At 70.0% G+C, this 19,750-nt stretch carries 22 protein-coding genes; 6 read left to right on the top strand and 16 right to left on the bottom strand.

Annotated elements, in window-relative coordinates; all coding sequences use genetic code 11:
* Both FREUN1FDRAFT_RS22025 and FREUN1FDRAFT_RS22020 read right to left on the bottom strand, forming a co-directional pair.
* On the bottom strand, window positions 1-340 hold a 340-nt coding region (locus tag FREUN1FDRAFT_RS22025; RefSeq protein WP_006542405.1), incomplete at its 3' end, for a hypothetical protein.
* A gap of 602 nt (window positions 341-942) precedes the next feature.
* Complete coding sequence (locus FREUN1FDRAFT_RS22020) at window positions 943-1,533, bottom strand: FABP family protein (RefSeq protein ID WP_006542404.1); 591 nt, start codon at window positions 1,531-1,533, stop codon at window positions 943-945.
* 249 nt (window positions 1,534-1,782) lie between these two features.
* Here FREUN1FDRAFT_RS22020 and FREUN1FDRAFT_RS22015 point away from each other — a divergent pair, with 249 nt between their 5' ends.
* Both FREUN1FDRAFT_RS22015 and FREUN1FDRAFT_RS22010 read left to right on the top strand, forming a co-directional pair.
* Complete coding sequence (locus FREUN1FDRAFT_RS22015; RefSeq protein WP_006542402.1) at window positions 1,783-2,145, top strand: DsrE family protein; 363 nt, start codon at window positions 1,783-1,785, stop codon at window positions 2,143-2,145.
* A 166-nt stretch (window positions 2,146-2,311) separates the two neighbouring features.
* Window positions 2,312-2,563, top strand: a complete 252-nt coding sequence (locus tag FREUN1FDRAFT_RS22010; RefSeq protein WP_035952936.1) for a hypothetical protein — start codon at window positions 2,312-2,314, stop codon at window positions 2,561-2,563.
* Between the two features lie 203 nt (window positions 2,564-2,766).
* Here FREUN1FDRAFT_RS22010 and shc read toward each other — a convergent pair whose 3' ends face one another.
* The 10 genes from shc to FREUN1FDRAFT_RS21965 all read right to left on the bottom strand — a co-directional run bounded on the left by shc (window position 2,767) and on the right by FREUN1FDRAFT_RS21965 (window position 11,136).
* Complete coding sequence (shc, locus tag FREUN1FDRAFT_RS22005; protein ID WP_006542400.1) at window positions 2,767-4,848, bottom strand: squalene--hopene cyclase; 2,082 nt, start codon at window positions 4,846-4,848, stop codon at window positions 2,767-2,769.
* Between the two features lie 158 nt (window positions 4,849-5,006).
* On the bottom strand, window positions 5,007-5,690 hold the full coding sequence (locus FREUN1FDRAFT_RS22000) for a TetR/AcrR family transcriptional regulator (protein ID WP_006542399.1): 684 nt from the start codon (window positions 5,688-5,690) through the stop codon (window positions 5,007-5,009).
* Between the two features lie 359 nt (window positions 5,691-6,049).
* Window positions 6,050-6,349, bottom strand: a complete 300-nt coding sequence (locus tag FREUN1FDRAFT_RS21995) for a DUF1416 domain-containing protein (protein ID WP_006542398.1) — start codon at window positions 6,347-6,349, stop codon at window positions 6,050-6,052.
* A 2-nt stretch (window positions 6,350-6,351) separates the two neighbouring features.
* On the bottom strand, window positions 6,352-7,185 hold the full coding sequence (locus FREUN1FDRAFT_RS21990) for a sulfurtransferase (RefSeq protein ID WP_006542397.1): 834 nt from the start codon (window positions 7,183-7,185) through the stop codon (window positions 6,352-6,354).
* 197 nt (window positions 7,186-7,382) lie between these two features.
* Window positions 7,383-7,460, bottom strand: a complete 78-nt coding sequence (locus tag FREUN1FDRAFT_RS48145) for a putative leader peptide (RefSeq protein ID WP_369809810.1) — start codon at window positions 7,458-7,460, stop codon at window positions 7,383-7,385.
* Between the two features lie 37 nt (window positions 7,461-7,497).
* Window positions 7,498-7,902 carry a thioredoxin family protein gene (locus tag FREUN1FDRAFT_RS21985; RefSeq protein ID WP_006542396.1) on the bottom strand — a complete coding sequence of 135 codons (405 nt, stop codon included), beginning with the start codon at window positions 7,900-7,902 and terminating at the stop codon, window positions 7,498-7,500.
* 17 nt (window positions 7,903-7,919) lie between these two features.
* Window positions 7,920-8,687: a DUF2993 domain-containing protein gene (locus FREUN1FDRAFT_RS21980; protein WP_006542395.1), complete on the bottom strand. Its 768-nt coding sequence runs from the start codon at window positions 8,685-8,687 to the stop codon at window positions 7,920-7,922.
* Window positions 8,684-9,823: a hypothetical protein gene (locus tag FREUN1FDRAFT_RS21975; RefSeq protein ID WP_050795970.1), complete on the bottom strand. Its 1,140-nt coding sequence runs from the start codon at window positions 9,821-9,823 to the stop codon at window positions 8,684-8,686. Before FREUN1FDRAFT_RS21975 ends, FREUN1FDRAFT_RS21980 begins: the two co-directional genes overlap by 4 nt.
* 73 nt (window positions 9,824-9,896) lie before the next feature.
* Window positions 9,897-10,151: a MoaD/ThiS family protein gene (locus FREUN1FDRAFT_RS21970; RefSeq protein WP_006542393.1), complete on the bottom strand. Its 255-nt coding sequence runs from the start codon at window positions 10,149-10,151 to the stop codon at window positions 9,897-9,899.
* Window positions 10,152-10,263: 112 nt separating this feature from the next.
* The gene (locus tag FREUN1FDRAFT_RS21965) at window positions 10,264-11,136 is read right to left on the bottom strand and encodes an alpha/beta hydrolase (RefSeq protein ID WP_006542392.1); all 873 of its coding nucleotides are present in this window, start codon (window positions 11,134-11,136) and stop codon (window positions 10,264-10,266) included.
* A 128-nt stretch (window positions 11,137-11,264) separates the two neighbouring features.
* Here FREUN1FDRAFT_RS21965 and FREUN1FDRAFT_RS21960 point away from each other — a divergent pair, with 128 nt between their 5' ends.
* Both FREUN1FDRAFT_RS21960 and mshD read left to right on the top strand, forming a co-directional pair.
* Complete coding sequence (locus tag FREUN1FDRAFT_RS21960) at window positions 11,265-12,005, top strand: response regulator transcription factor (RefSeq protein ID WP_006542391.1); 741 nt, start codon at window positions 11,265-11,267, stop codon at window positions 12,003-12,005.
* A gap of 503 nt (window positions 12,006-12,508) precedes the next feature.
* The gene (gene mshD, locus FREUN1FDRAFT_RS21955; protein ID WP_006542390.1) at window positions 12,509-13,501 is read left to right on the top strand and encodes a mycothiol synthase; all 993 of its coding nucleotides are present in this window, start codon (window positions 12,509-12,511) and stop codon (window positions 13,499-13,501) included.
* Here the strand turns inward: mshD and FREUN1FDRAFT_RS21950 are convergent.
* Window positions 13,465-13,896 carry an STAS domain-containing protein gene (locus FREUN1FDRAFT_RS21950; protein ID WP_006542389.1) on the bottom strand — a complete coding sequence of 144 codons (432 nt, stop codon included), beginning with the start codon at window positions 13,894-13,896 and terminating at the stop codon, window positions 13,465-13,467. The two genes, mshD and FREUN1FDRAFT_RS21950, sit on opposite strands and share 37 nt — an antisense overlap.
* A 674-nt stretch (window positions 13,897-14,570) precedes the next feature.
* On the opposite strand from FREUN1FDRAFT_RS21950, the gene FREUN1FDRAFT_RS46620 reads away from it, so the two are divergent.
* Window positions 14,571-15,209, top strand: a complete 639-nt coding sequence (locus FREUN1FDRAFT_RS46620; protein ID WP_006542388.1) for a hypothetical protein — start codon at window positions 14,571-14,573, stop codon at window positions 15,207-15,209.
* Window positions 15,210-15,378: 169 nt separating this feature from the next.
* On the opposite strand, the gene FREUN1FDRAFT_RS21940 is transcribed toward FREUN1FDRAFT_RS46620, so the two are convergent.
* The 3 genes from FREUN1FDRAFT_RS21940 to FREUN1FDRAFT_RS21930 form a co-directional block, all read right to left on the bottom strand.
* Window positions 15,379-15,780: a hypothetical protein gene (locus FREUN1FDRAFT_RS21940; RefSeq protein ID WP_006542387.1), complete on the bottom strand. Its 402-nt coding sequence runs from the start codon at window positions 15,778-15,780 to the stop codon at window positions 15,379-15,381.
* A 259-nt stretch (window positions 15,781-16,039) separates the two neighbouring features.
* Window positions 16,040-16,675 carry a pentapeptide repeat-containing protein gene (locus FREUN1FDRAFT_RS21935; protein ID WP_232295331.1) on the bottom strand — a complete coding sequence of 212 codons (636 nt, stop codon included), beginning with the start codon at window positions 16,673-16,675 and terminating at the stop codon, window positions 16,040-16,042.
* Window positions 16,676-16,837: 162 nt separating this feature from the next.
* Window positions 16,838-17,470 (bottom strand): TMEM165/GDT1 family protein, encoded by a 633-nt coding sequence (locus tag FREUN1FDRAFT_RS21930; protein ID WP_006542384.1) that lies wholly within the window; start codon window positions 17,468-17,470, stop codon window positions 16,838-16,840.
* 462 nt (window positions 17,471-17,932) lie between these two features.
* Between FREUN1FDRAFT_RS21930 and selA the strand changes: the two genes are divergently transcribed.
* A complete protein-coding gene (gene selA, locus FREUN1FDRAFT_RS40005) occupies window positions 17,933-19,726 on the top strand; it encodes an L-seryl-tRNA(Sec) selenium transferase (protein ID WP_006542383.1) in 1,794 nt (597 codons plus the stop codon).
* Window positions 19,727-19,750 lie beyond the last annotated feature (24 nt).

The following is a 19,750-nucleotide window of genomic DNA, read 5'->3' as shown; positions in this document are numbered from 1 at the left end:
GGCGGACCACCTGGTCGGCGAAATGCAGATGCCACTCCGCGGACCCGGTCGAGATCCGCATCACCCCCGCCACCTCACCCGCAACCACCGAATCGAACAGATCCAGCTCGTCATACCCCTCCGGCGGCCGGGCAGCGGCAAGCTCCGCCTGAACCCGGATCACCGCCGCCTGCGCCGCAGCGACCCCCGCCACCGCCACCCCCAACCGATCCAACCGATCGCTCAACCACCCCTCGAACACCCGATGCTCGACCGGAACCCCCTCCTGCCCGCCGTCCAGAGCGGGCACGCAGGACAGATTGGTCGGGTTGGTCGGGCTGGTGACGGTGCTGGGAGTCATGGCACTTCACCTCCGGACTGGAAGCACACACCACGCGATCGAACGGGCGTTCGATCGCAAGGGCGATGCTAAACCGAAAAACGACCGGCAAGACCGGGCCGGAGAACGGAGGACACAACGAGTTCACCCACCACCCAGACCGCCTTGACAACCTGCCACCCAGGCAGGCAACCTCGAATTCTCAGAGAGAGCAGCCAGAAGAGCGACCCTCACCCCCACACGGCCCATACTGCGTGCCCTTGTGGTCGCCATAACCACATCGCAATCTCCCTGCCGCGCACAGGGCACGAACTATCGACCAGGTCGATTTAGTCAGCATAAAAGGTCGCAAAACCGCCGCACCTCACCGTAGCGACAATGTCGAACCCGGCCATCAGAGGCGAGCCCGACAGCCGGAGAGGGCTGCGATTAGTAGCAAAGCGAAAGGCGGGCGATGTCCATAGAGGCCCGCACCGAAATCTGACGCGACAGGTCGGGTGCCGAAAACCCAGGTCGAGTCAGATCATTCACCCGATCAGCAGGCAGGAGCCATGGCCGCGCGGAATCGAAACACCCAGAGGAGGCCCACGCCTCCACCGGGTGGCTACTCCACCACCGGTCGACTATTCCTTTACCCGGTGAAGACGAGCCGAGAGATGGGACTGGAGCGGCTTGCCGCTGGCCTCCATGTCGATCGCGTACGCCAGATCGCCACCCTCGACGAGGCCGTACAGCCGCACCGAGCGGGTGACCTCACGGGCGGTGGTGGTTCTGATCAGAACGTTCGAGTCGAGGTCCACCCTGGTTCCGGCGATGGTCCCGACGTAGATCTCGGCGATGCCGAACGGATGGGCCAGCATCACCTCGACGACCGGGTTGCGGTTCACCTTGCCGTCGGGGCCGGGCTCGGTGGCGGGTGGCTGCACCCGCCAGAATCCCGTCTCGGTGGCCAGGGGGCTGCCCGGCTCCCGGCCGTCCCGAGGCTCGTCGGCCCACCAGGTGTGCGACACATAGCCGAGCGCGGGGCGCCCGTCGGCGGCGAAGGTGATCTCCTGGCCGTAGTGGAAGGACTCCATGCCCTCATAGCCCCCGACGCCCTCGCCGCGCCAGGTGCCGACGAGGAACGCCAACGGCAGCAGACTCGGATGAAGTTCTGGCGAGGGCGAGGACGCCCCCTTGCCCGTCCGCACGTCGCCGGTCGTGTCGGTACCCATCGGCTTCCCGCTCCCCCCATGCCCTTCTGCCATCGGCGCGCTCACCTGCGCGTTCCTGCCCTGCCTGCGCGCCGGCCCGCTCAGCGCCGGCCCCCGTACAGCTTGTAGACGGCGTACCCGGAGAACCAGGCGATGAGCATCGCCATGGCCACCAGCAGACCGCTCGCGAAGTAGTGCAGCACGGAGCACAGCCTAGGCTTCCCTCCTGCACGCTCCGCAGCCGTGTGCCAGGCAGGGCACACTGGGCAGGTGACCCGCTCGCTTGTCATCAAGGTGACCGCCGGTGCCGACGCCCCGGAACGCTGTTCTCAGGCCTTCACCGTGGCCTCGGTGGCCGTGGCCTCCGGTGTGGATGTCTCGCTGTGGCTGACGGGCGAATCAGCCTGGTTCGCTCTTCCCGGGCGTGCCGCGGAGTTCAGCCTGCCGGAGTCTGCACCGCTCACCGACCTGATGGACGCGGTTCTGACCGGCGGCCGGGTCACCGTCTGTACCCAGTGTGCGGCACGGCGTTCCTTCGGGCCCGAGGACGTGATTCCAGGGATCCGCATCGCCGGCGCCGCGGTGTTCCTCAGCGAGGCCCTCGCCGAAGACGTCCAGGCCCTTGTGTACTAGCCGTGTGCTGGGCCAGATGCCTGCTGAGAGGCGCACACCGCCTCCCGCATGTGCTCGTCGCACGTGCGGGAGGCGGGCGACGTCCTTCTGCACGCGCAGCGCAGACCACTGATGGCACACGACACGTCACGTTCACCGCGCGATTGCAATGCGCTTTCATGATCGCATGATGCCGGAGTCCGAGATGCTCTTCGCCGTGGTGCAGTTCGAGGAGGCGAGCCGACATACGGTCCGTCGGGTGGTCGCACCGTTCCCGGATCGCAGCGCCGCGGCGACCTTCGCCACCGATAACGACCTGCGCCACTTCACCGTGGGCCCGATGGCCTTCGCGGTCCCCACCAGCATCCCGTTCGATGGTCCGCCGCGGACTACCGCGCACCCTCGCGACCTGCCCGCCCCTCGGGACGCGCCGACCTAGCCGACGCGCCGACCTAGCTGACACGCCGAGCCGGCCGACAACGCCGAGCCAGCCCCCGACAACGCCGAGCCGACTGACATGCCGAGCTGACCGGATATGCCGAGCTGACCGGACATGCCGAGCTGACCGGACATGCCGAGCTGACCGGACATGCCGAGCTGACCGGACATGCCGAGCTAGTCGATCGACGCGCCAGGCTCGGGCTAGTGGCCGGGCCGGGGCTTCGGGTCCGCGGCTGTCGGCGGGGGCGACGTCCGCAGGGAGTGGCCGTAACGGCCGAGGGCCAGAACCGGCCAGATCAGGCGATACCCGTTGTAGTTGAGGTAGAAGTCCCCCGGAAAGCCGGTTCCTGTGAACTGGTCCTCATCCCAGTTCCCGTCCGGACGCTGCTGGTCGGCAAGCCAGTCCGCGGCCCGTGCGAGCGCCACCGCCACGTCGGGCCCTTGCTCTCCCGCCAGCAGCCCGAGCATCCCCCAGGCCGTCTGCGACGCTGTGGACACGCCCCGGCCGATCCACCGCGGATCGCTGTAGGAACGCAGGTCCTCACCCCACCCACCGTCGGAGTTCTGGCGGGACAGCAGCCAGGCGACGCCACCGCCGATGGCCGGGTGGCTCGGCGCCAGCCCTGCGGCGGCCAGCGCAGGCAGGACGGATCCGGTGCCGTAGACATGGTTGACGCCCCATCGGCCGAACCACGAACCGTCCGACTCCTGATGGTCCAGCAGCCAGGACACCCCGCGCTGCGTCCGGGGATCCTCGGTCAGCCCGGCGTCGACGAGAGCCTCGACAACGTGGGCGGTGACGTCCGCAGACGGCGGATCGGTGAGGGCGCCGAAGTCACCGAACGGAATCTTGTAGACAAGCGTGCTGGTGTTGTCCGAATCGTAGGCGCCCCATCCACCGTCCCTGGACTGCAGGCCGAGCAGCCAGGTCACGGTCCGATCGGTCGCGGATTCGATCTTCTCCGGCGCGGGATGACGGACGTGCCGCAGAGCGAGGAGCACCTCGGCGGTGTCGTCGGTGTCGGGATAGGTGTCGTTCTCGAACTCGAACGCCCAGCCGCCGCCGGGCAGGCCCGGGTGGTTCACCTGCCAGTCGCCGCTGCGATCACGGATCTCCTGGCCGAGCAGCCAGTCGGCAGCCCGCAGCAGCGCCGGGTCGTCCGGCTCGATGCCGATGACGTCGCCCGCCTCGACGATCGCGTTCACCGCGAGCGCCGTGTCCCAGACGGGTGACTGCGAGGCCTCGATCATCCGCGCCCCGTCGGGGAGGGTCACCGAGTAGTCGTCGAGAGCTTCCAGCGCCGCCTTCAGCACCGGATGCGCAAGGTCGTAGCCGAGCAGCCGCAGCGCGATGATCGAGTACACGGCCGGCGGCTGGATCCCGCCGAAGCAGCCGTCGGCCTCCTGCCGCGCGATGATCCAGCGTTCCGCCGTACGCATCGCATGCCGCCGCAGCGGTCCGATCGGGTGATGGTGATAGCGGTGCAGCCCGGCATCGACCCATCGGAAGAACTGCTTCCACCCGAGCGGCACCCGGCCGCGCAGCCGAGCGATGCCCCCGGACGTCGTGGAACCGGCGTCATCCGGATCGTCGACCGACAGCTCGTCCAGGCCGAAAGGTGCCGGACGGACCGGACGGAGCGCGAAGACGATGGTGAGGGGAACAATGGTCTGCCGAGCCCAGGATCCGAACGAGTAGATGCTCAGCGGGGCCTGATCAGGCAGCAGCATGATCTCGGGTGGCAGAACGGGCAGATCCTCCCAGCGCCACCAGCCGAAAAGAGCCATCCAGATTCTGGTGAACACCCGGGTGGCGGGAACTCCGCCGTTCCGCCGGATCCAGGCCGCAGCACGTTCCATATGTGGGGCCGACAGTTCGTCACCGGCCAGCCGAAGCGCTATGTAGGACTCGACTGTGATGGACAGTTCACCAGGCCCACCGAAGTACTGCGGCCAGGAGCCGTCCGCCAGCTGACGGGAACGAATGAACTTGGCGGAGGCCGCGGTGACGGATTCGGTACGAATTCCGAGGAAATCGCGCAGCAGCAGGTCCTCGGCATCCATGGTGGTGTTGCTTTCCAGGTCGAACTTCCACCAACCGGTGCTGTCCTGCAGGGACAGCAGGTGCCGGGTGGCCCGGCGCAGCGTGCCGGCCAGCCGGTCCGCGCCGCCGCGAACATCGCGAACATCGCGTTCGGCCTGGTCACGCACCGCGGCGGAAGCATCGACAACCTGCTCGGGAATATGGTGCCCGATGGCCTCGGAAACCCGGGAGACAGACATGATTGATCCTTGCGTCTTCTGGATGAACGCAACCGCGTCGCCAGCACTGGTCCGACCTTGAAGTACTCGCTGGCGTGCCTGAATTTCGTGCTTCCACCGGCCTGCCGGGCCGGCGGATGGTTTTCTGGTGCTGGCCGGTCGCGGCCAGCACGGGCGGTTCAGGTTCTGAGGCAGATCCGATCGAGACACTTCTCCACCACGGCGAGAAGCTCCACCAGGTCAGTACTGCCCGATCGGCACCAGGCGCGGATTGCCACCTGAATGGCACCGAGAAAGCTGACGACAATCATCTGGGCGTCCAGTTCGGTGACCGTCGAAAGGCTCGCCTGGGTTGGCACCGTGCCGGCAACCGACCCGTCGAGGCCGGCGCCGCCCCCGGTTCCACCCTCGATCAGGAGCACCTCGTTGTCGACAAGTTCCATGGCGAGACGGTCACCGATGACGATCAGCCGGCTCAGCACCGCGCCGGCCAGTGGGGTGGTCTCGTCACTGGGCAGCAGCTGATCAGCGTAACGCCGCAACGAGCCTCCGTCCGGCGACATCAGCGCCCAGGCACTGAGGGCCGCGCATCGCAGGGCAGTCAGCGGCGGCTCGTCGGCGGGCCGGCGGCGCAGTGCCGCAACAGTCAGATCGCCCATCTCGTCCAACGGTGCGAGCGCGATCGCCTCTTTGCCGGTGAAGTACCGGAACAAGGTGCGCACCGACACGTCCGCGCCCGCGGCGATCTCCTCGAGTGTCGCGCTGTCGAAGCCCTTCTCCTGAAACAGCTCGTGCGCGACCTCGATGATCGTCTGACGGGTGCGCCGCTTCTTCCGTTCGCGCAGGCCCTCCGCCTCAGCCACCGCCCACCCCCCTTGCTACCGCCGCCCGATGCCGCACGCCCCATCCGCGACAACCTCGATCCCCCCCGGATCGTGGTGTCATGGACGAACATACGCCACTATCGGACAACTGTCAGCTCATGACACTTATATTTTTACCCCTGGCGACGGGACCACGGCAAGTCGACCCGGCCCGCGATCGCCCACTCAGGCACCCACGCCCACACGCACACACCCACGCACCCACGCACGCACGCACGAAAAAGCGGCCGGGCTTCCGGGGAGCGTGCTCCCGGAACCCGGCCGCTGCCGAATCTGCGATCTACCGGCCGCGCGGGCCGTGGCACCAAGCCACGACCGGCCTCAGACCACGACCAGCCTCAGACCGTGACGTCAACCTGGGTGTCGACCGGCTCACCCTGGCGGGCGACGACCTTGCGCTCGCCGGTCGCGCCCGGAACCAGGGCGCGGACCGTCCACTCGCCGGGACGCGCGAAGAAGCGAAACTGGCCGGTCGCCGAAAGTGGCACCTCGGCGGTGAAGTCGCCACCGGAGTCGAGCAGGCGGGCGTAACCAGTCGAAACCGGCTCACCGCCGGAGACCACGACTCCCTGGATCACGGTTTCCTTGGCCACGTCAATTCCTTCCACCGATGGTCCACCACTGGTCGCACCGCACATGATCAGGCGCCCTTCTCGATCGGCACGCCCACGAGCGAGCCGTACTCGGTCCACGAGCCGTCGTAGTTCTTCACGTTCGCGAGACCCAGCAGCTCGTGCAGGGCGAACCAGGTGTGCGCGGAACGCTCACCGATCCGGCAGTAGGCGATGGTGTCGTTGGTCAGGTCGACACCGGCCTCGGCGTAGAGCGCCGTCAGCTCGTCGTTCGACCGGAAGGTGCCGTCCTCGTTCGCGGTCCTCGCCCACGGGACGTTCTTGGCCGTCGGCACGTGCCCAGCCCGCTGCGACTGCTCCTGCGGCAGGTGCGCCGGAGCGAGCAGGCGGCCGGAGAACTCGTCGGGCGAGCGGACGTCCACCAGGTTCTTCGAGCCGATCGCGGAGATGACCTCGTCGCGGAAGGCCCGGATGTCGGTGCGCGCCTCGGAGGCGGTGTAGCTGGTGGCCGGACGCGGCGTGACCTCGGCGGTCAACTCGCGGCCGTCGAGCTCCCACTTCTTGCGGCCACCGTCGAGCAGACGCACGTCAGCGTGGCCGTACAGGACGAAGTACCAGTAGGCGTAGGCGGCGAACCAGTTGTTGTTGCCGCCGTACAGCACCACGGTGTCGTCGTTCGCGATGCCCTTCTCGGACAGGAGCTTCTCGAACTGCTCCTTGTTCACGAAGTCACGGATGATCGGGTCCTGCAGCTCGGACTTCCAGTCGAGCCGGACGGCGCCGCGAATGTGCCCCTTGTCGTAGGCCGAGACGTCCTCGTCGACCTCCACGAGCACGACCTTGGGGTCGCTGGCGTGCTCTTCTGCCCAGGTCGCGTTGACCAGCGCGTTCTCGCGGCTCATGCGCGCGTTCCTTTCGCGGTTGCGGAACAGGGGACGAGACAGGTATGCATCCGGGACGGTGCCCGGAGGTGGCGTTGCGGCATGCCGCGCCCGAGGCGAAGCAGGGGACGGAGACGGAGCGGAGCAGGCGGAGGTACGAGGTCGAGGCTCGCTCGGTATCCCCAAGGAACCCGGGCGCGGACTAGGTCAACGCGCTGTCAGGAACCGCAACACAAGCAGCTGCCCACGCGGCACAGGTCGACCGCGCGGCGCTTCACAAGCAGGACGCTGCACATGGTTCGTGTCACGGTAGCAGCGAATGTCACTTCTGTGTTAACCCTTACCCCAAAGATCTACCGGGGCACCATCTGAGCCCGGCTCCCGATCTCCGGGTGCGACCTCGACCAACGACGCCAGGGTCGCGATCACCGCCGCCTTCGTCGGCGGGGCACCGGTCACCCGACGCACCTCGGTGCCCGATCCGTCGAGGATCACCACCGTCGGGGTGCTGCGCACGCCCAGACGCCGCACCAGCTCCAGGTGGGACTCCGCGTCGATCTCCACATGCCGCACGCCGGGCACGAGCGCCGCGACGTCCGCCAGCTGGCGCCGAGCGGCCCGGCAGGGCGCGCAGAAGGCCGTCGAGAACTGCAGCAGCGTCGCGACCTCACCGGGCACCTGGCCGAGCGCGCCGAGCTCCGCGACCAGATCCACGGCGGGGTCCGGGTCGGGGTCCATGGCGCGGGCCCTCCGCCTCAGAGACCCGAGGAGCCGGCCGGCACCCCGGTCTGCGCCAGGTCGGCATCGAGCAGCACGTTCTCGCCGCCCGCTGTGAACGTGAGCCGATCGGCACCCACCACCACGGACCGCAGCCCCATGTTGAAGGGCAGCCCGGTGACCGGCACCTGAACGGTGAGTAGTTCCCGCAGCGGTTCCAGCAGCTGGGTCGGGATCACCGCACCGAGACCTGCCGTGAGGTCACGGGGAGTGAAGGTGACCGAGTCCGCAGCGACGCCGATGTCGGCGACGCCCGAGACCGGGTACTGCGAGCCCAGCACCTCGACCGTCCCGCTGATCTCGAGGCCCTGCCCGGCCGGGGCGACTCTGGCGGGCGGGTCCTGCGTCGCGAGGTAGGCGTTCAGGTCGTCGAAGGTGAGGTCGACCTGTGCCTTCACCTGGTCGACCGGTACCCGCTGGACATCCTTGTTCAGGACGTCCGAGAGCGGCAGGTGGACGCCGGCCAGTTCCGCGCGGAGCCGGTCGACCCGGACGCCGTCCCGCTCATAACCGCGGATCTCGATGTTCACGTGACGGTACTTGCCCGCGGTGACCTGGGTGAGGAACGGAAAGCCGCCGAGCGACACCGTCGGCCGCTCGGCGAGGTTCTGCGAGGTCTGCGCCCTGGTGGCGATCTGATCCGCGACGACCCGGGCCGCGACCCGGTCGAGCACGCCGAGAATGACCAGCGCCACGATGATCGTGACGCTGAAGGCGATCAGGCCTCGCCGCGCGGTGCGGCTCATCCGGGAAGCTGACGACCGAGGAGGTACACGACGGGTGCTGCCAACGCCAGCGGGAGCACCACGTCGAGCAGCATCCCGGCCGCGGGGCCGAGGCGGGGTGCGGAGAGCGCCCCGCCGAATCCGGCCGACGCGACACAGGCGGCGGCCACACCGCCGGCCGCGGCGAGGACGGTGGCGGTGGCGATGCCGAGGCCCGTGAACTCGCCGAAGATCACCCCCGCCACGGTGCCCGCGGCGGCCGCGGACACCGCCCCGACGACCGCGGACACCCGCGCCCGACCGAGGCCCGGAACGGCATCCGAATCCGGTACGGCATCCGGCGGCGGTACGGCATCCGGCGGCGGTACGGCATCCGGATCCGCGGCGGTGCCCAGGACGGCGCCCGCGCCGCGCGCGAAGGTGGCTGCGAGCAGTGCCGTCACCAGCCGGCCGACGAGCACCGCGGCACCGGCACCGAGCAGGCCCGCGATGACCATCTCGTCGGCGGGGTGCTCGGCACCCGCCTCGGCGCGCAACACCAGGAACCCTGTGAGGAAGGCGGCGATGCCGACCCCGCCGAGCGCGGCGGTCATGTCGCCGCTCACCCTGTCGGCAGCCCGCTGGGCACGATCAGCCGCGACGGCGCCGGCCGCTGCCGCACCGGTTGTCCCGGCCGCCGACACACCCGCCGCCGACACACCCGCCGCCGGCGTAGCGCCGCCGCGCAGGCGGCGGGCCAGCTGGTAGAGAACCGTGACACCGAGGGACACGCCCACGACGCCCGCGACCGTTCCGATGCCGTTGTCGTCGTAGCCGTGCGCATTGTCTCCACCGAGCGGCCAGAGCACAGCGAGATCGCAGGCGAGCGCGCTGCCCGCCACCAGCACCATCGTTCCCGCGGAGGCGCGCAGGGCCCCTGTCCAGGCCCAGGCCAGCGCTATCTGTGCCACGAGGAGCACACCCGCGAGCGCCCATGGGCCGGCGATCGCCGCGAACGCGGCGCCGGTGACCAGCACCGCGATGCCCGCGCCGACCGCGCCCGCACCCGCGAGAGCGGCGGCGAGCCCGGCCTCACCCGGCAACGCGGCCACGCCGGCTGGCCGGACCACGTCCGAAGATCCGGACAGTCCGGACGAGCCAGGCTCGGGAACAGGCACCGCACCATGCTGCCACGGGCGAGCGAACCGGAATCCACTGCCCTGGGTGGACGTACGTGTCCTTCCGTCGTGTTCACCCCCCGGCGAACGGGGGCAGCACCTCCACCACCGACCCTTCTCGCAGGTCGACCTCCTGCGGGTCGCGTCGACCGACCGGCACCTCGTCGAGCAGGAAGGCACAGCGGGCCAACACCGTGGCGAGGGCCGTACCGCGGAGGCGCGCGACGTCATCCAGCGCCACGGCGAGCGTCGGCGCGTCCACCTCGTCCTGCTCGACACCGGCCGCCTCCCGGGCCGCCGCCCAGTACCTGACCACGATGCGTGCCACTGCGCATCCCTCGCTTCGCCGTAATCGTCGCCGTGTCGTCGCCGTAGTCGCCCGGCTGGCCGACTGGCTGGTCGCCCGGGTAGCCGCCTGGGTGCTCACACCTGGCCGGCGGTCACCGGGTCGGCGCGGGACCGGTCTCCCGCGCCATCCGTCGCGCGCACTGCGCCCACTCCGGGCGACCTGCGAGCAGATCGGGCAGGTGTGCCCCGATCCGATCGACCAGCCCCGGGACGACGCCGGCCTCGGCGTGACCGAAACCGGGCACGAGCCACAGCTGCCCGGTGTCACCGGCGGCGGCCGCGAGCGCACGTGGATGTTCCACAGTGAAGTACGCATCGCGGTCACCGTGCACGATGAGGACAGGGGTTGGCGCGATCCGCCCGATCACCTCGACGGGCGAGGCGGGCACGGCCGGCCAGGGGTCCGTCGCGATCCGCACTCCGAGCCCGACCCGGGCGGCGATCCGCCCGGGCACCGTCTCGGCGAACCAGTGGACGCGCCTCATGGGCGCCGTGTCGCGGACGAACCACCGGCTCGCCGCACTGACCGAGACGACTGCATCAGGCCGGTGCCGAAGCCGGTGCCCGTGTGTGACCTCCCCGGAGATCGCGAGGCCGGCGTGCCGCAGAACGGCGGCGCCACCCATGGACCACCCCATCGTGACCACCTTCTGGTAGCCCATGCGACGTGCCTCACCCACGGCCGCGTCGACATCCAGGACCTCGCGGTCCCCGAAGGTGCAGGTGCCCGTCGACCTGCCGTGACCTCGAAGGTCCATGGACAGCACACTCACGTGCCGGCGCAGTTCCTCTGTTACAGCACGCAGCGCGGGCCGCCCGATCGATCCGGAGAAGCCATGGGCGACGACCACGCAGACGGCGTCATGCCCTGTCACCGCAGGGTCACGATGAAGCAGCTCCGTGGCCAGGATCTCAGCGTCTGCGGTGGGAAGAAGTCGATAGACCGTAGGAGCGGAGTAGGGCACTCCGCTATCCTCCCCTGCAGACCGGTACTCGTTTCATGCCCATGACGGTCGTGGAACGTAGGACACCGGAGACAAGGATCGCCTGGGTCGACGCTGCCCCAACACACATCGCACCTGGAGGAGCCGTCTTGAGCGTCGTCCTGTTGCTCACCAACGCCCCCGGTCCGTCGGCCGAGTCCTTCCCGTCCCTTGGCCTCCTCACCCACACCGTCCGTGTGGCGCCGTTGGAGGCAAGCGCACTGCTCGACGCACCTCCAGTCGATGTGATCGTCGTTGACGGCCGCCGCGAGCTCGTCATCGCGCGGGGCCTGTGCCGGCTGCTGCGCACGACCGGGCTCACCACTCCGCTGCTGGCGCTGGTCACCGAGGGTGGCCTCGCTGCGGTCTCGGCGGACTGGGGCGTCGACGATGTGGTGCTCGACACGGCCGGGCCGGCCGAGGTGGAGGCTCGTCTGCGGCTTGCCATCGGGCGGGTCGCGGCCGCGGGCGGCACGGCAGAGGCCGGAGTGATCCGGTCCGGTGACCTCTCCGTCGACGAGACCACCTACTCCGCCAAGCTGCGGGGCCGTCCGCTCGAGCTCACGTTCAAGGAGTTCGAGCTGCTGAAGTACCTCGCGCAGCACCCGGGGCGGGTCTTCACCCGCGCACAGCTCCTGCAGGAGGTCTGGGGCTACGACTACTACGGCGGCACCCGGACGGTGGACGTGCACGTCCGCCGGCTGCGCGCGAAGCTCGGCCCCGAGCACGAGGCGATGATCGGCACCGTGCGTCACGTCGGGTACAAGTTCGTCGCCCCGCCGATCTCGCCGCTGCCCGACACCGCCAACCGCCTGGATCGGGACGACATCCGCACTCCCGAGCGCGTCTGACCGCTCCGCCACCTCGACGCACCACCAGTACCACCGCACCGCTGGCGCCCGCTCAACCACCGGTGCCGGCGCAGCATCACCAGCTCCACCGCACAGGCAGCGAACCGCGCTGAGAACCGCGCGCACCGGGAAGGGCCCGGTGGCCGTCCAGAGAACGGCTACCGGGCCCTTCCGGCGTGTTCGGGGTCCGAGGCCTTTACCCGGCAGCCCTTCGCCCGGCCACGACGCTCCCCGGCGCCCGACCTCCTGCTCCGGCCGTACACGCGCTCCGGCTGTGCACGCGCCGGCTGATCGGCGGGCCCCACCCGCCGCGCTGGCGACATGCATCAGGACGACCCAGGTAACCTGCCGGTTACCTGATGACATCGACGCCTTCGCGCCCCGGCGGCTCCGCTCGCGCGCCCCAGCCGGCCCCCACCGACACTGCTCACTTTGACAGTGCATATTTCGACAGCTCACTTTGACAGTGCATGTTTCGACAGCGCACTGGCTAGCGTTGAAACATGACCTCGCTGAGCTGGCTCGACCCCCTCGACGCGACTGACGTGGCGGCCATCACCGAACTGCTGACGAGCGCGGAGCAGGTCGACGGCAACGGCGGGATCTCCGAAGATGTGCGCCTCACGCTGCGGCCGGGCGGGAGCCCCGGTGGTGTGGCCCACCTGGTCGCGCGGGACGGATCGACGCTCGTGGGCTTCGCCGCGATGGGCGGGGACCCCGCGGAGCGGCAGGCCGAGCTGGTCGTCCACCCCGATCATCGCCGCGCCGGCGTCGGCAGCGCGCTGGTGCGGGAACTGTCCGCGGCGGTAGCCGGGTCGTCGCAGCTCAACATCTGGGCCCACGGCGACGCACCGGCAGCCGCGGCGCTGGCAGGCAGTGCCGGCTTCGAACGGGCGCGGGTACTTCTCCAACTGCGCCGGCCCCTGATCGCGGCCGACAGCGCGACGACCGGCAGCGCAGCGGCCGCGGCGGACGACGACCTGCCGAGCCCGACCGTCCCCCCGGGTTTCACCCTCCGGACCTTCGAGGTGGGCAGGGACGAGGAGGCCTGGCTCGCGATCAACGCGGCGGCGTTCGCCACGCACCCCGAGCAGGGCCGCTGGACGATGGACGACCTGCGCGCCCGCGAGGCGGAACCATGGTTCGACCCGGCCGGCTTCTTCCTCGTCGAACGGAACGGACAGCTGGTGGGCTTCCACTGGACGAAGGTTCACCCCATCGACCCGATGCCCGCCGGTGACCCGCAGGCGGCGCCCGGACCGATCGGTGAGGTCTACGTGGTGGGCGTCGCGCCCGAGGCGGGCGGCGCGGGCCTAGGCCGGATTCTCACCATCGCCGGCCTGCGACATCTGCGGGATCTCGGCCTCGCCACGGTGATGCTCTATGTGGACGAGGACAACGATCGCGCTGTCCGGCTCTACACCCGCCTCGGTTTCCATCGCCATACCGCCGACGTCTCCTACCAGCGGGTCGCCCCGGGGCGTGATCGAGGCTGACCGGCGAGAGTCGGCTGCCCGGTGCGAGCCGGCTGACCCTGGGCCGGCGCCACCGGCGAGTGGGCCGACGCCACCTGCGAGCCGTGGTCTACATCGATCACGGTGGTCAGATTCGTCACGGAGAGCAGCCGGTAGGCGTTCTCGTTGAGATTGCGCAGAATCAGGCGCCCACCGGCCGACCTCTGCCGCTGGTGGGCGTAAAGGATCACGGCCAGCCCCTGCGAGTCCAGGAACGTGACCTCACGAAGATCGACGACAATCTCGCGGACACCGGCGATCCGCGCGTCTAGCAGTGCCTGCCGTAGCGGTTCCAGCGACGAGTAGTCGATCTCGCCTTCCGGGTGCACCACGACGGCATCTCGGCCGGTCACTTCCACACGCACGCTGGGGACCATGGCTCCGGTCGGCCGGACGATGGTGCGAGGCGGGAAGCCCGGCCGAGCTGGCCTCCCGCGGCGCGACGCGCTCCGGACAAGCGCGATCGCCCAGCACCTACCCCGGGGGTATCGGCCTCACACCAGGTTCAGGGGTGGGTTTTCCCGGCATCTGCTCTTTACGTATCACCGACCCGGGTTCACCAGCTCTGTTCGCCGCCCGTTCGCGCCGCCGGCCGTTCCCTGTTCGCCTGCTGTTCCCTGTTCGCCTGCTGTTCGCCGTTCGCCTACTGTTCGCCGTTCAACGACCGGTGGCCCTTCGTGTTCGCCGGCCGGCGCGGTGGACACCTGATGCGGAAGGTAACCGTTCCAGCTGGTCGCGGCGCAATGGCACCGTTGCTTCACCTGACGCGGTCCGGCTTACCCGACCCGCTCGTCCGACGCGGACGAACAGCGAAGCCCACCGCACCGACGCGCCTTCACCGCGTGCTTTCACCCTGTCCGCTCGCCCTACCCACAGGTCGCCCGACGAGCCCCGGACCCGAAACCTGCGATATCTACCTCATCGACACATTGGCACCATCAGGCTGGCCAGAAACTCCCCGTCTCGCGGGGTGTTATGACCAGAAACACCGTGAGAGCGTCCTCGGTGAACGGCTATTCCGCGAATTCCTGCGACGCGAGGAGAAGGCGCGATGTCACGACCAGGGACACCAGCACAACCAGGCTCACCCGGTACGTCACGGGATGTCGGCAGCGATCTCGGCGGGCGAGATCTGACGACCGAACCGCGCGAGATCACGGTCTTCGTCGGCCGCGTGGACGGTGCCGCGATCACCGTGGCCGCGACGGCCCGCTCGCCCGATCAGGACCCGGCCCAGGTCCAGGCCGCAGAGGAGCATGGGGCGCGACCGGCCGAGGAGGAGAACCAGCTGCTGGTCCGGCTCCGCATCGCCGCGGCCGACCCCGGCCCCACGACGTCCGCCGATCTCGAGTCGGACGAGGTCCGCCGCATCGTCGACCATCTGCTGGCGCTCGACTCCGCATGGAAACCGATGGCCGGTGAGAGCAACACAACCGGACCCGCCGAGCCGGCGCGTTCGCCTCTGCCTGTCAGCGGGAGCGCCGAGGGCTTCGAAGGCGGCACACGGATCACCATCGTGGCCGCCGAGGGCACGACGGCAGGTGGTCTGCGCCATGCGCTGGCCAGCGTGCCTGCCAGCGCGCGGCTGCGGGACTTCAGCACCGACGCCGAAGTCGTTCTCGTCTTCGACGACGCCCCCCGTCAAGGCGTCGACCCCGCAGCGACACCGGCCATCACCGGCCCGGCCTAGGCAAGCCCGCACGGCAGGCCTGGCACGGCGACTGGTCCGGCCACCCTGGCCGTGGTCCTGCCACCCAGCCCGCCCCGCCCCGGCTGCCGGGCGGCGGCGAGGCAGGCTGGCTGGCCGGCCGGCCGGCCGGCCGCGCAAGTATCGGTGCCGGTGCCGGTGCCGGTGCGGATCAGCCTCTGGCAACGCTGGCGCGCCGCGCCTCCAGCTCGGCGCGGTCGGCGACCCAGTATGGGCCCTCGTCCTCCACCATGTCCGCCATGATCACATGATGGTGGCCTTGATGACCGGAGGGCAGCAGACAGGTCATCCCGTCGACTCGGCAACCGGGGGCGGTGATCGTTCTGGGGGCGGACCAGGACAGCCAGACCTCCTCACTTCCCCACCCCTGCAAAACGGCCATGTGGTTGTCAGGGTGGCCCTCCTGCAGCGCGCAGGTCACCTCACTGGGCACCTCGTAGGCCGCTCCCGGCACATCATCAAGCCGTACGACTATGTCCTCGGGCACACGCTGCCAGGCTCCGCAGCCACCCTCCTCTGTGATCATTTCCTCGTCGTCCCCTCCGCTCTCCATCGGCAATACCCGGCGCCACACGCTAAATCAGACACCTAAGACACACTTCGTGTCCACATAGCCACAAGCGCGCTCGACGCACCGATATAAGCACGCACCGTCGGGAGGCCTCCCAGCAGGGCTAATTCGCCCTTTTTCTGTACTGTCGCGCCATTGAGCCGCTCCAAATTCTGCCCCCCGCCACCCAACGCCAACCCACCGACACCAGTGCTCGCGAGCCCCACCAACTTTTCGGGCCTTAAGGATCACCAGGAAACGTTCAGACCACGGATATTCCGAGTGCAGCAGCCATCGGCCCGGTAAGGGTCAGCAGGCTGTCGGCGTCCACCTCCGCGTTGGTGAGGCCGGCCACGCCTGCGGCACCGTCGAAGCGACAGCCGCGGAAGGACGCCGCCCTGATCGTGACATCGGTGAAGACGGCCTCCGTGAGGTCGCACTCCTCGAACCGCACATGATCAAGCCGGGATCCGGTCAGATCCAGACGCGACAGGTCGCACCGGCTGAAGCGGGCCCGGCCCAGGGTGCACGACCGGAGCGTGACGTCGTCCGCCCGCACACCGTCCAGGACGACGTCGTGGAACTCGCCGCGGATCCACACCGCCCCGGAGATCCTGCCGCCGGTGATCTCGACCCTCGTGCCGCCGCCCCCGTCGATCACGATACCGGCGAGAACCGCCTGGTCGACCAGGATGTCGCGCAGGTGCAGGCCAGCCAGCTCGCCCCCGAGAACACGGGTGGACGCCAGCACCGCGGACTCGATCCGGACGCCGCCCAGAACGTCGGCCTCCGGGTCGTCGGCGACCGCCGCCCCCAGGTTCTCGATGGTTCCACGGATTACCCGCGGCTGCCCCGGGCCGCGGGTCGACCCGGCGGCCGGCAGGGGCACTCCGGCCACGGATGGCCGCACGGGTTGCCAGGGATCGGACCTGCCTCGTCCCGCCCGGGTTCGCTGAGTCATGGCCCGATTCTGATGGTGGCCCCGATGCCGGCTCCGCAGGGTGTGAAGCCGGCGCGGATGTTGGGCGCCGGCCGGCTCTGCCGGCCTTGGATCACGTCGTCAGCCTCGGATCGCGTCGATCAGCGAGATCACCGCCAGCACGGCGAAGGCGGTGGCAGCCACCCGGGTGATCAGACGCACCGACAGGACACGGAGAAGGCTACGGCCGCCCGCGATGGCCAGGGCTGCCACCGTCCACAACGCGAGGACCGCGCCGATCCACACGGCCACCGGCGCGGAGTAGCGGGCGGCGAGGTTCGCGGTCGAGAACTGGGTGAGATCGCCGAGCTCCGCGACGAACACGACCACAAAGGACGTCGCCGCGACCCGCAGGAAACCGGACTTGCCGGCGGTGTCGGCTTCGGCGACGGCTTCGGCGGCGGCGACGTCACCGGCCGGTCCGCCTTCGGCCTCGTCGTCGGGGCCCTCCCGCCCCTCCCTGAGGACGAGCACCGCGCCCAGGGCGAACAGCAGCGCCGCCACGATGTCGACCGCGCGGCCTGGCAGCAACGAGATCGCGCTGCCGGCGGCGACGGCCAGCGTGACCTGCACGACGAAGGCCGCGGCGACTCCGACCCAGACGTACAGGGGACGGAAGCGGCTCCCCAGGACGAGGCTCGCCACCATCGTCTTGTCCGGAAGTTCGGCCAGAAAGATCACGCCGAAGGTCACGAACGCGGCGGTGAGATTCACGGGCCCGGTGGTCCTCTCCTCGAGGCCGGGCCGGGACGGGAGCCGCCTTCGACCCGGCATGACAGCCAGATCGAAGGTCTCGCCCACCTGACGAAGATCAGGCCCGGCGGCCGGGCTCGGAAACCGAGCCAGTATGTCGACACGCCGGACCGTGCTCAACCCAGGGCGCCGACGTCAGCACGGCCGGCGACCAGCCGCCAGACGGCGGCGCGGGCCGGACCGGGGCTGGAAGTCGGGCTACCAGGTCACCACGGCGGGGCTACTCCCCTTCGGGAGGAGACATTACCGCCTGATGAGCCGTGGTGAAGGTTTGAACCAGGTCAGACGAGACGACAGCAAGGCCACACGTAGGCGGTCCTCTGCGGAGTGCCGCCCATTCTTCACAGATCCGCCCCCTTAGCATCACTCAAGGTGATCGTCGAATCTGGTCGACCGTCCGTCGAGCCGACACGCTTCCTCACCATGCCCACCAGGCCGGGTGCCAGCGACGGTCACCCGATCGGCGCGAGCCAGGGTGCCGGCCACGCAGCCAGCCAGCCGACAGGCCACTCCCCCGGGCAGCCAGCCGGCCACACGTCCAGCCAGCCGATCGGCTATCTGGACGACGCCGAGCCGAGACCGGCGGTGGTGGCCCCAGCCCGGCTGCCCGGGCACCTCCGCCCGGTGATCAACGCCACCGGCATCCTGCTGCACGACGGACTCGGCCGGGCGCCACTCTCCCCCGAGGCCCGCACCGCGATCGACGCCGCCGCCGCGACCTGCGACGTCGAGCTCGATCTCGCGTCCGGGCGGCGTGGCCGGCGCGGCAACGCCGCGCTGACCGCCCTGGCGGCCGCCGTCCCGGCGGCCCGCGCCGTGCATGTGGTCAACAACAACGCCGGCGCCGTCATGCTCGCCGCCATGGCGTTGGCGCCGGACCGGGAGATCGTCATCAGCCGCGGCGAGCTGGTCGAGACCGCGGACGGTTTCCGGCTACCGGAACTGCTGGCCGCGACCGGTGCCCGGCTACGGGAAGTGGGCACGACGAACCGAACCACCCTGGGTGACTATGCCGACGCCATCGGCCCGCGAACCGGCTTCGTGCTCCGGATGCACCCGCCCAGCTTCCGCGTGGTCGGGCTGACGGCGAGACCGGCGCTTGGTGATCTCGCGGAGCTGTGCGCCCGACGCGGAGTCCCGCTGGTCGGCGATCCCGGATCCGGTCTGTTGACACCCGACGAGATGCTGCCCGACGAACCCGACGCATCCACCTGGCTACGCTGCGGCGCCAGTCTGGTCATCACCTGCGGCGACAAGCTCCTCGGTGGTCCACAGTGCGGCCTCGTTCTCGGCCGCGGCGATCTGGTCGACCGGATGCGCCGGCATCCGCTCGCCCGCGCGCTGCGGGTCGGCAAACTGACGCTGGCCGCACTCGAAGCCACCCTGCGGGGCGAGGACAACCCCGTCCGCCGCTCGCTGCGCGCGGATCCAGCCGAGCTCCGGACCCGCGCCGAGCGCCTGGCCGCGTGGCTGCGCAGGTCCGGCGTCCCGGCGTCCGCGGTGAGCAGCCGGGCGGTGGTCAGCTCGGATGGAATCGACGAGACAGGCGGACCTGGCCCGTCACCGCGGCGGGGCGGGGCCGGCACGAAGGACATCCGGGATACGGACGTGGATCCCGGTGGACCAGCACCGATCGGCACCGGCACGCCAGGCGGCTCCGGCGGCCACCATGGCCACGGCGGCGGCCACAGCGGCCACAGCGGCCACAGCGGGCATCTTGGGCACGGCAGCCACGACACGCACAACGGCCACGACACGCAGGGCGGCCACGGCGGTTCGCCGGAATACGGGGCGGACGGGTGGAAGGACGGGTTGCCGAGCGCCGCCGTCGCCCTCGACGCGAGCCTCGCCGCGCTGCTGCGCCAGGGTCGGCCGGCCGTCCTCGGGCGGGTGGAGCAGGGCTGCTGCCTGCTCGATCTACGGTCGGTGCCGGCGGATCTGGATCCGGTCCTGGCCGCGACGGTCCTCGCCGCGGCCACCGGATCCGGGCCGGGAGCGGGGATCAACGAGGCCCCGACCTCGCCGCCGGGCCGCTCCGGCTCCGTGGTGACGGCCCCGCACGCCCGGATTCGTGCCGGCGCCGGCGCCGGCATCGACACCGGCGGATGGGCACGGGTGCCGGACTGGGCGCGACGCACAGAACGTTCGCCCGGTGCGAGCTGGCTACCCCTGGTGGACGCCGGACCGGACACCGACGACGAGGTGACCCTCCATTGACGTCCTCCTCCGCGTGAACGCGGA

The sequence above is a fragment of the Parafrankia sp. EUN1f genome (genome assembly GCF_000177675.1).
Taxonomy (GTDB): domain Bacteria; phylum Actinomycetota; class Actinomycetes; order Frankiales; family Frankiaceae; genus Parafrankia.
Note: the sequence above shows the minus strand (reverse complement) of the source record. Positions and strands in the feature narration are given on the sequence as shown.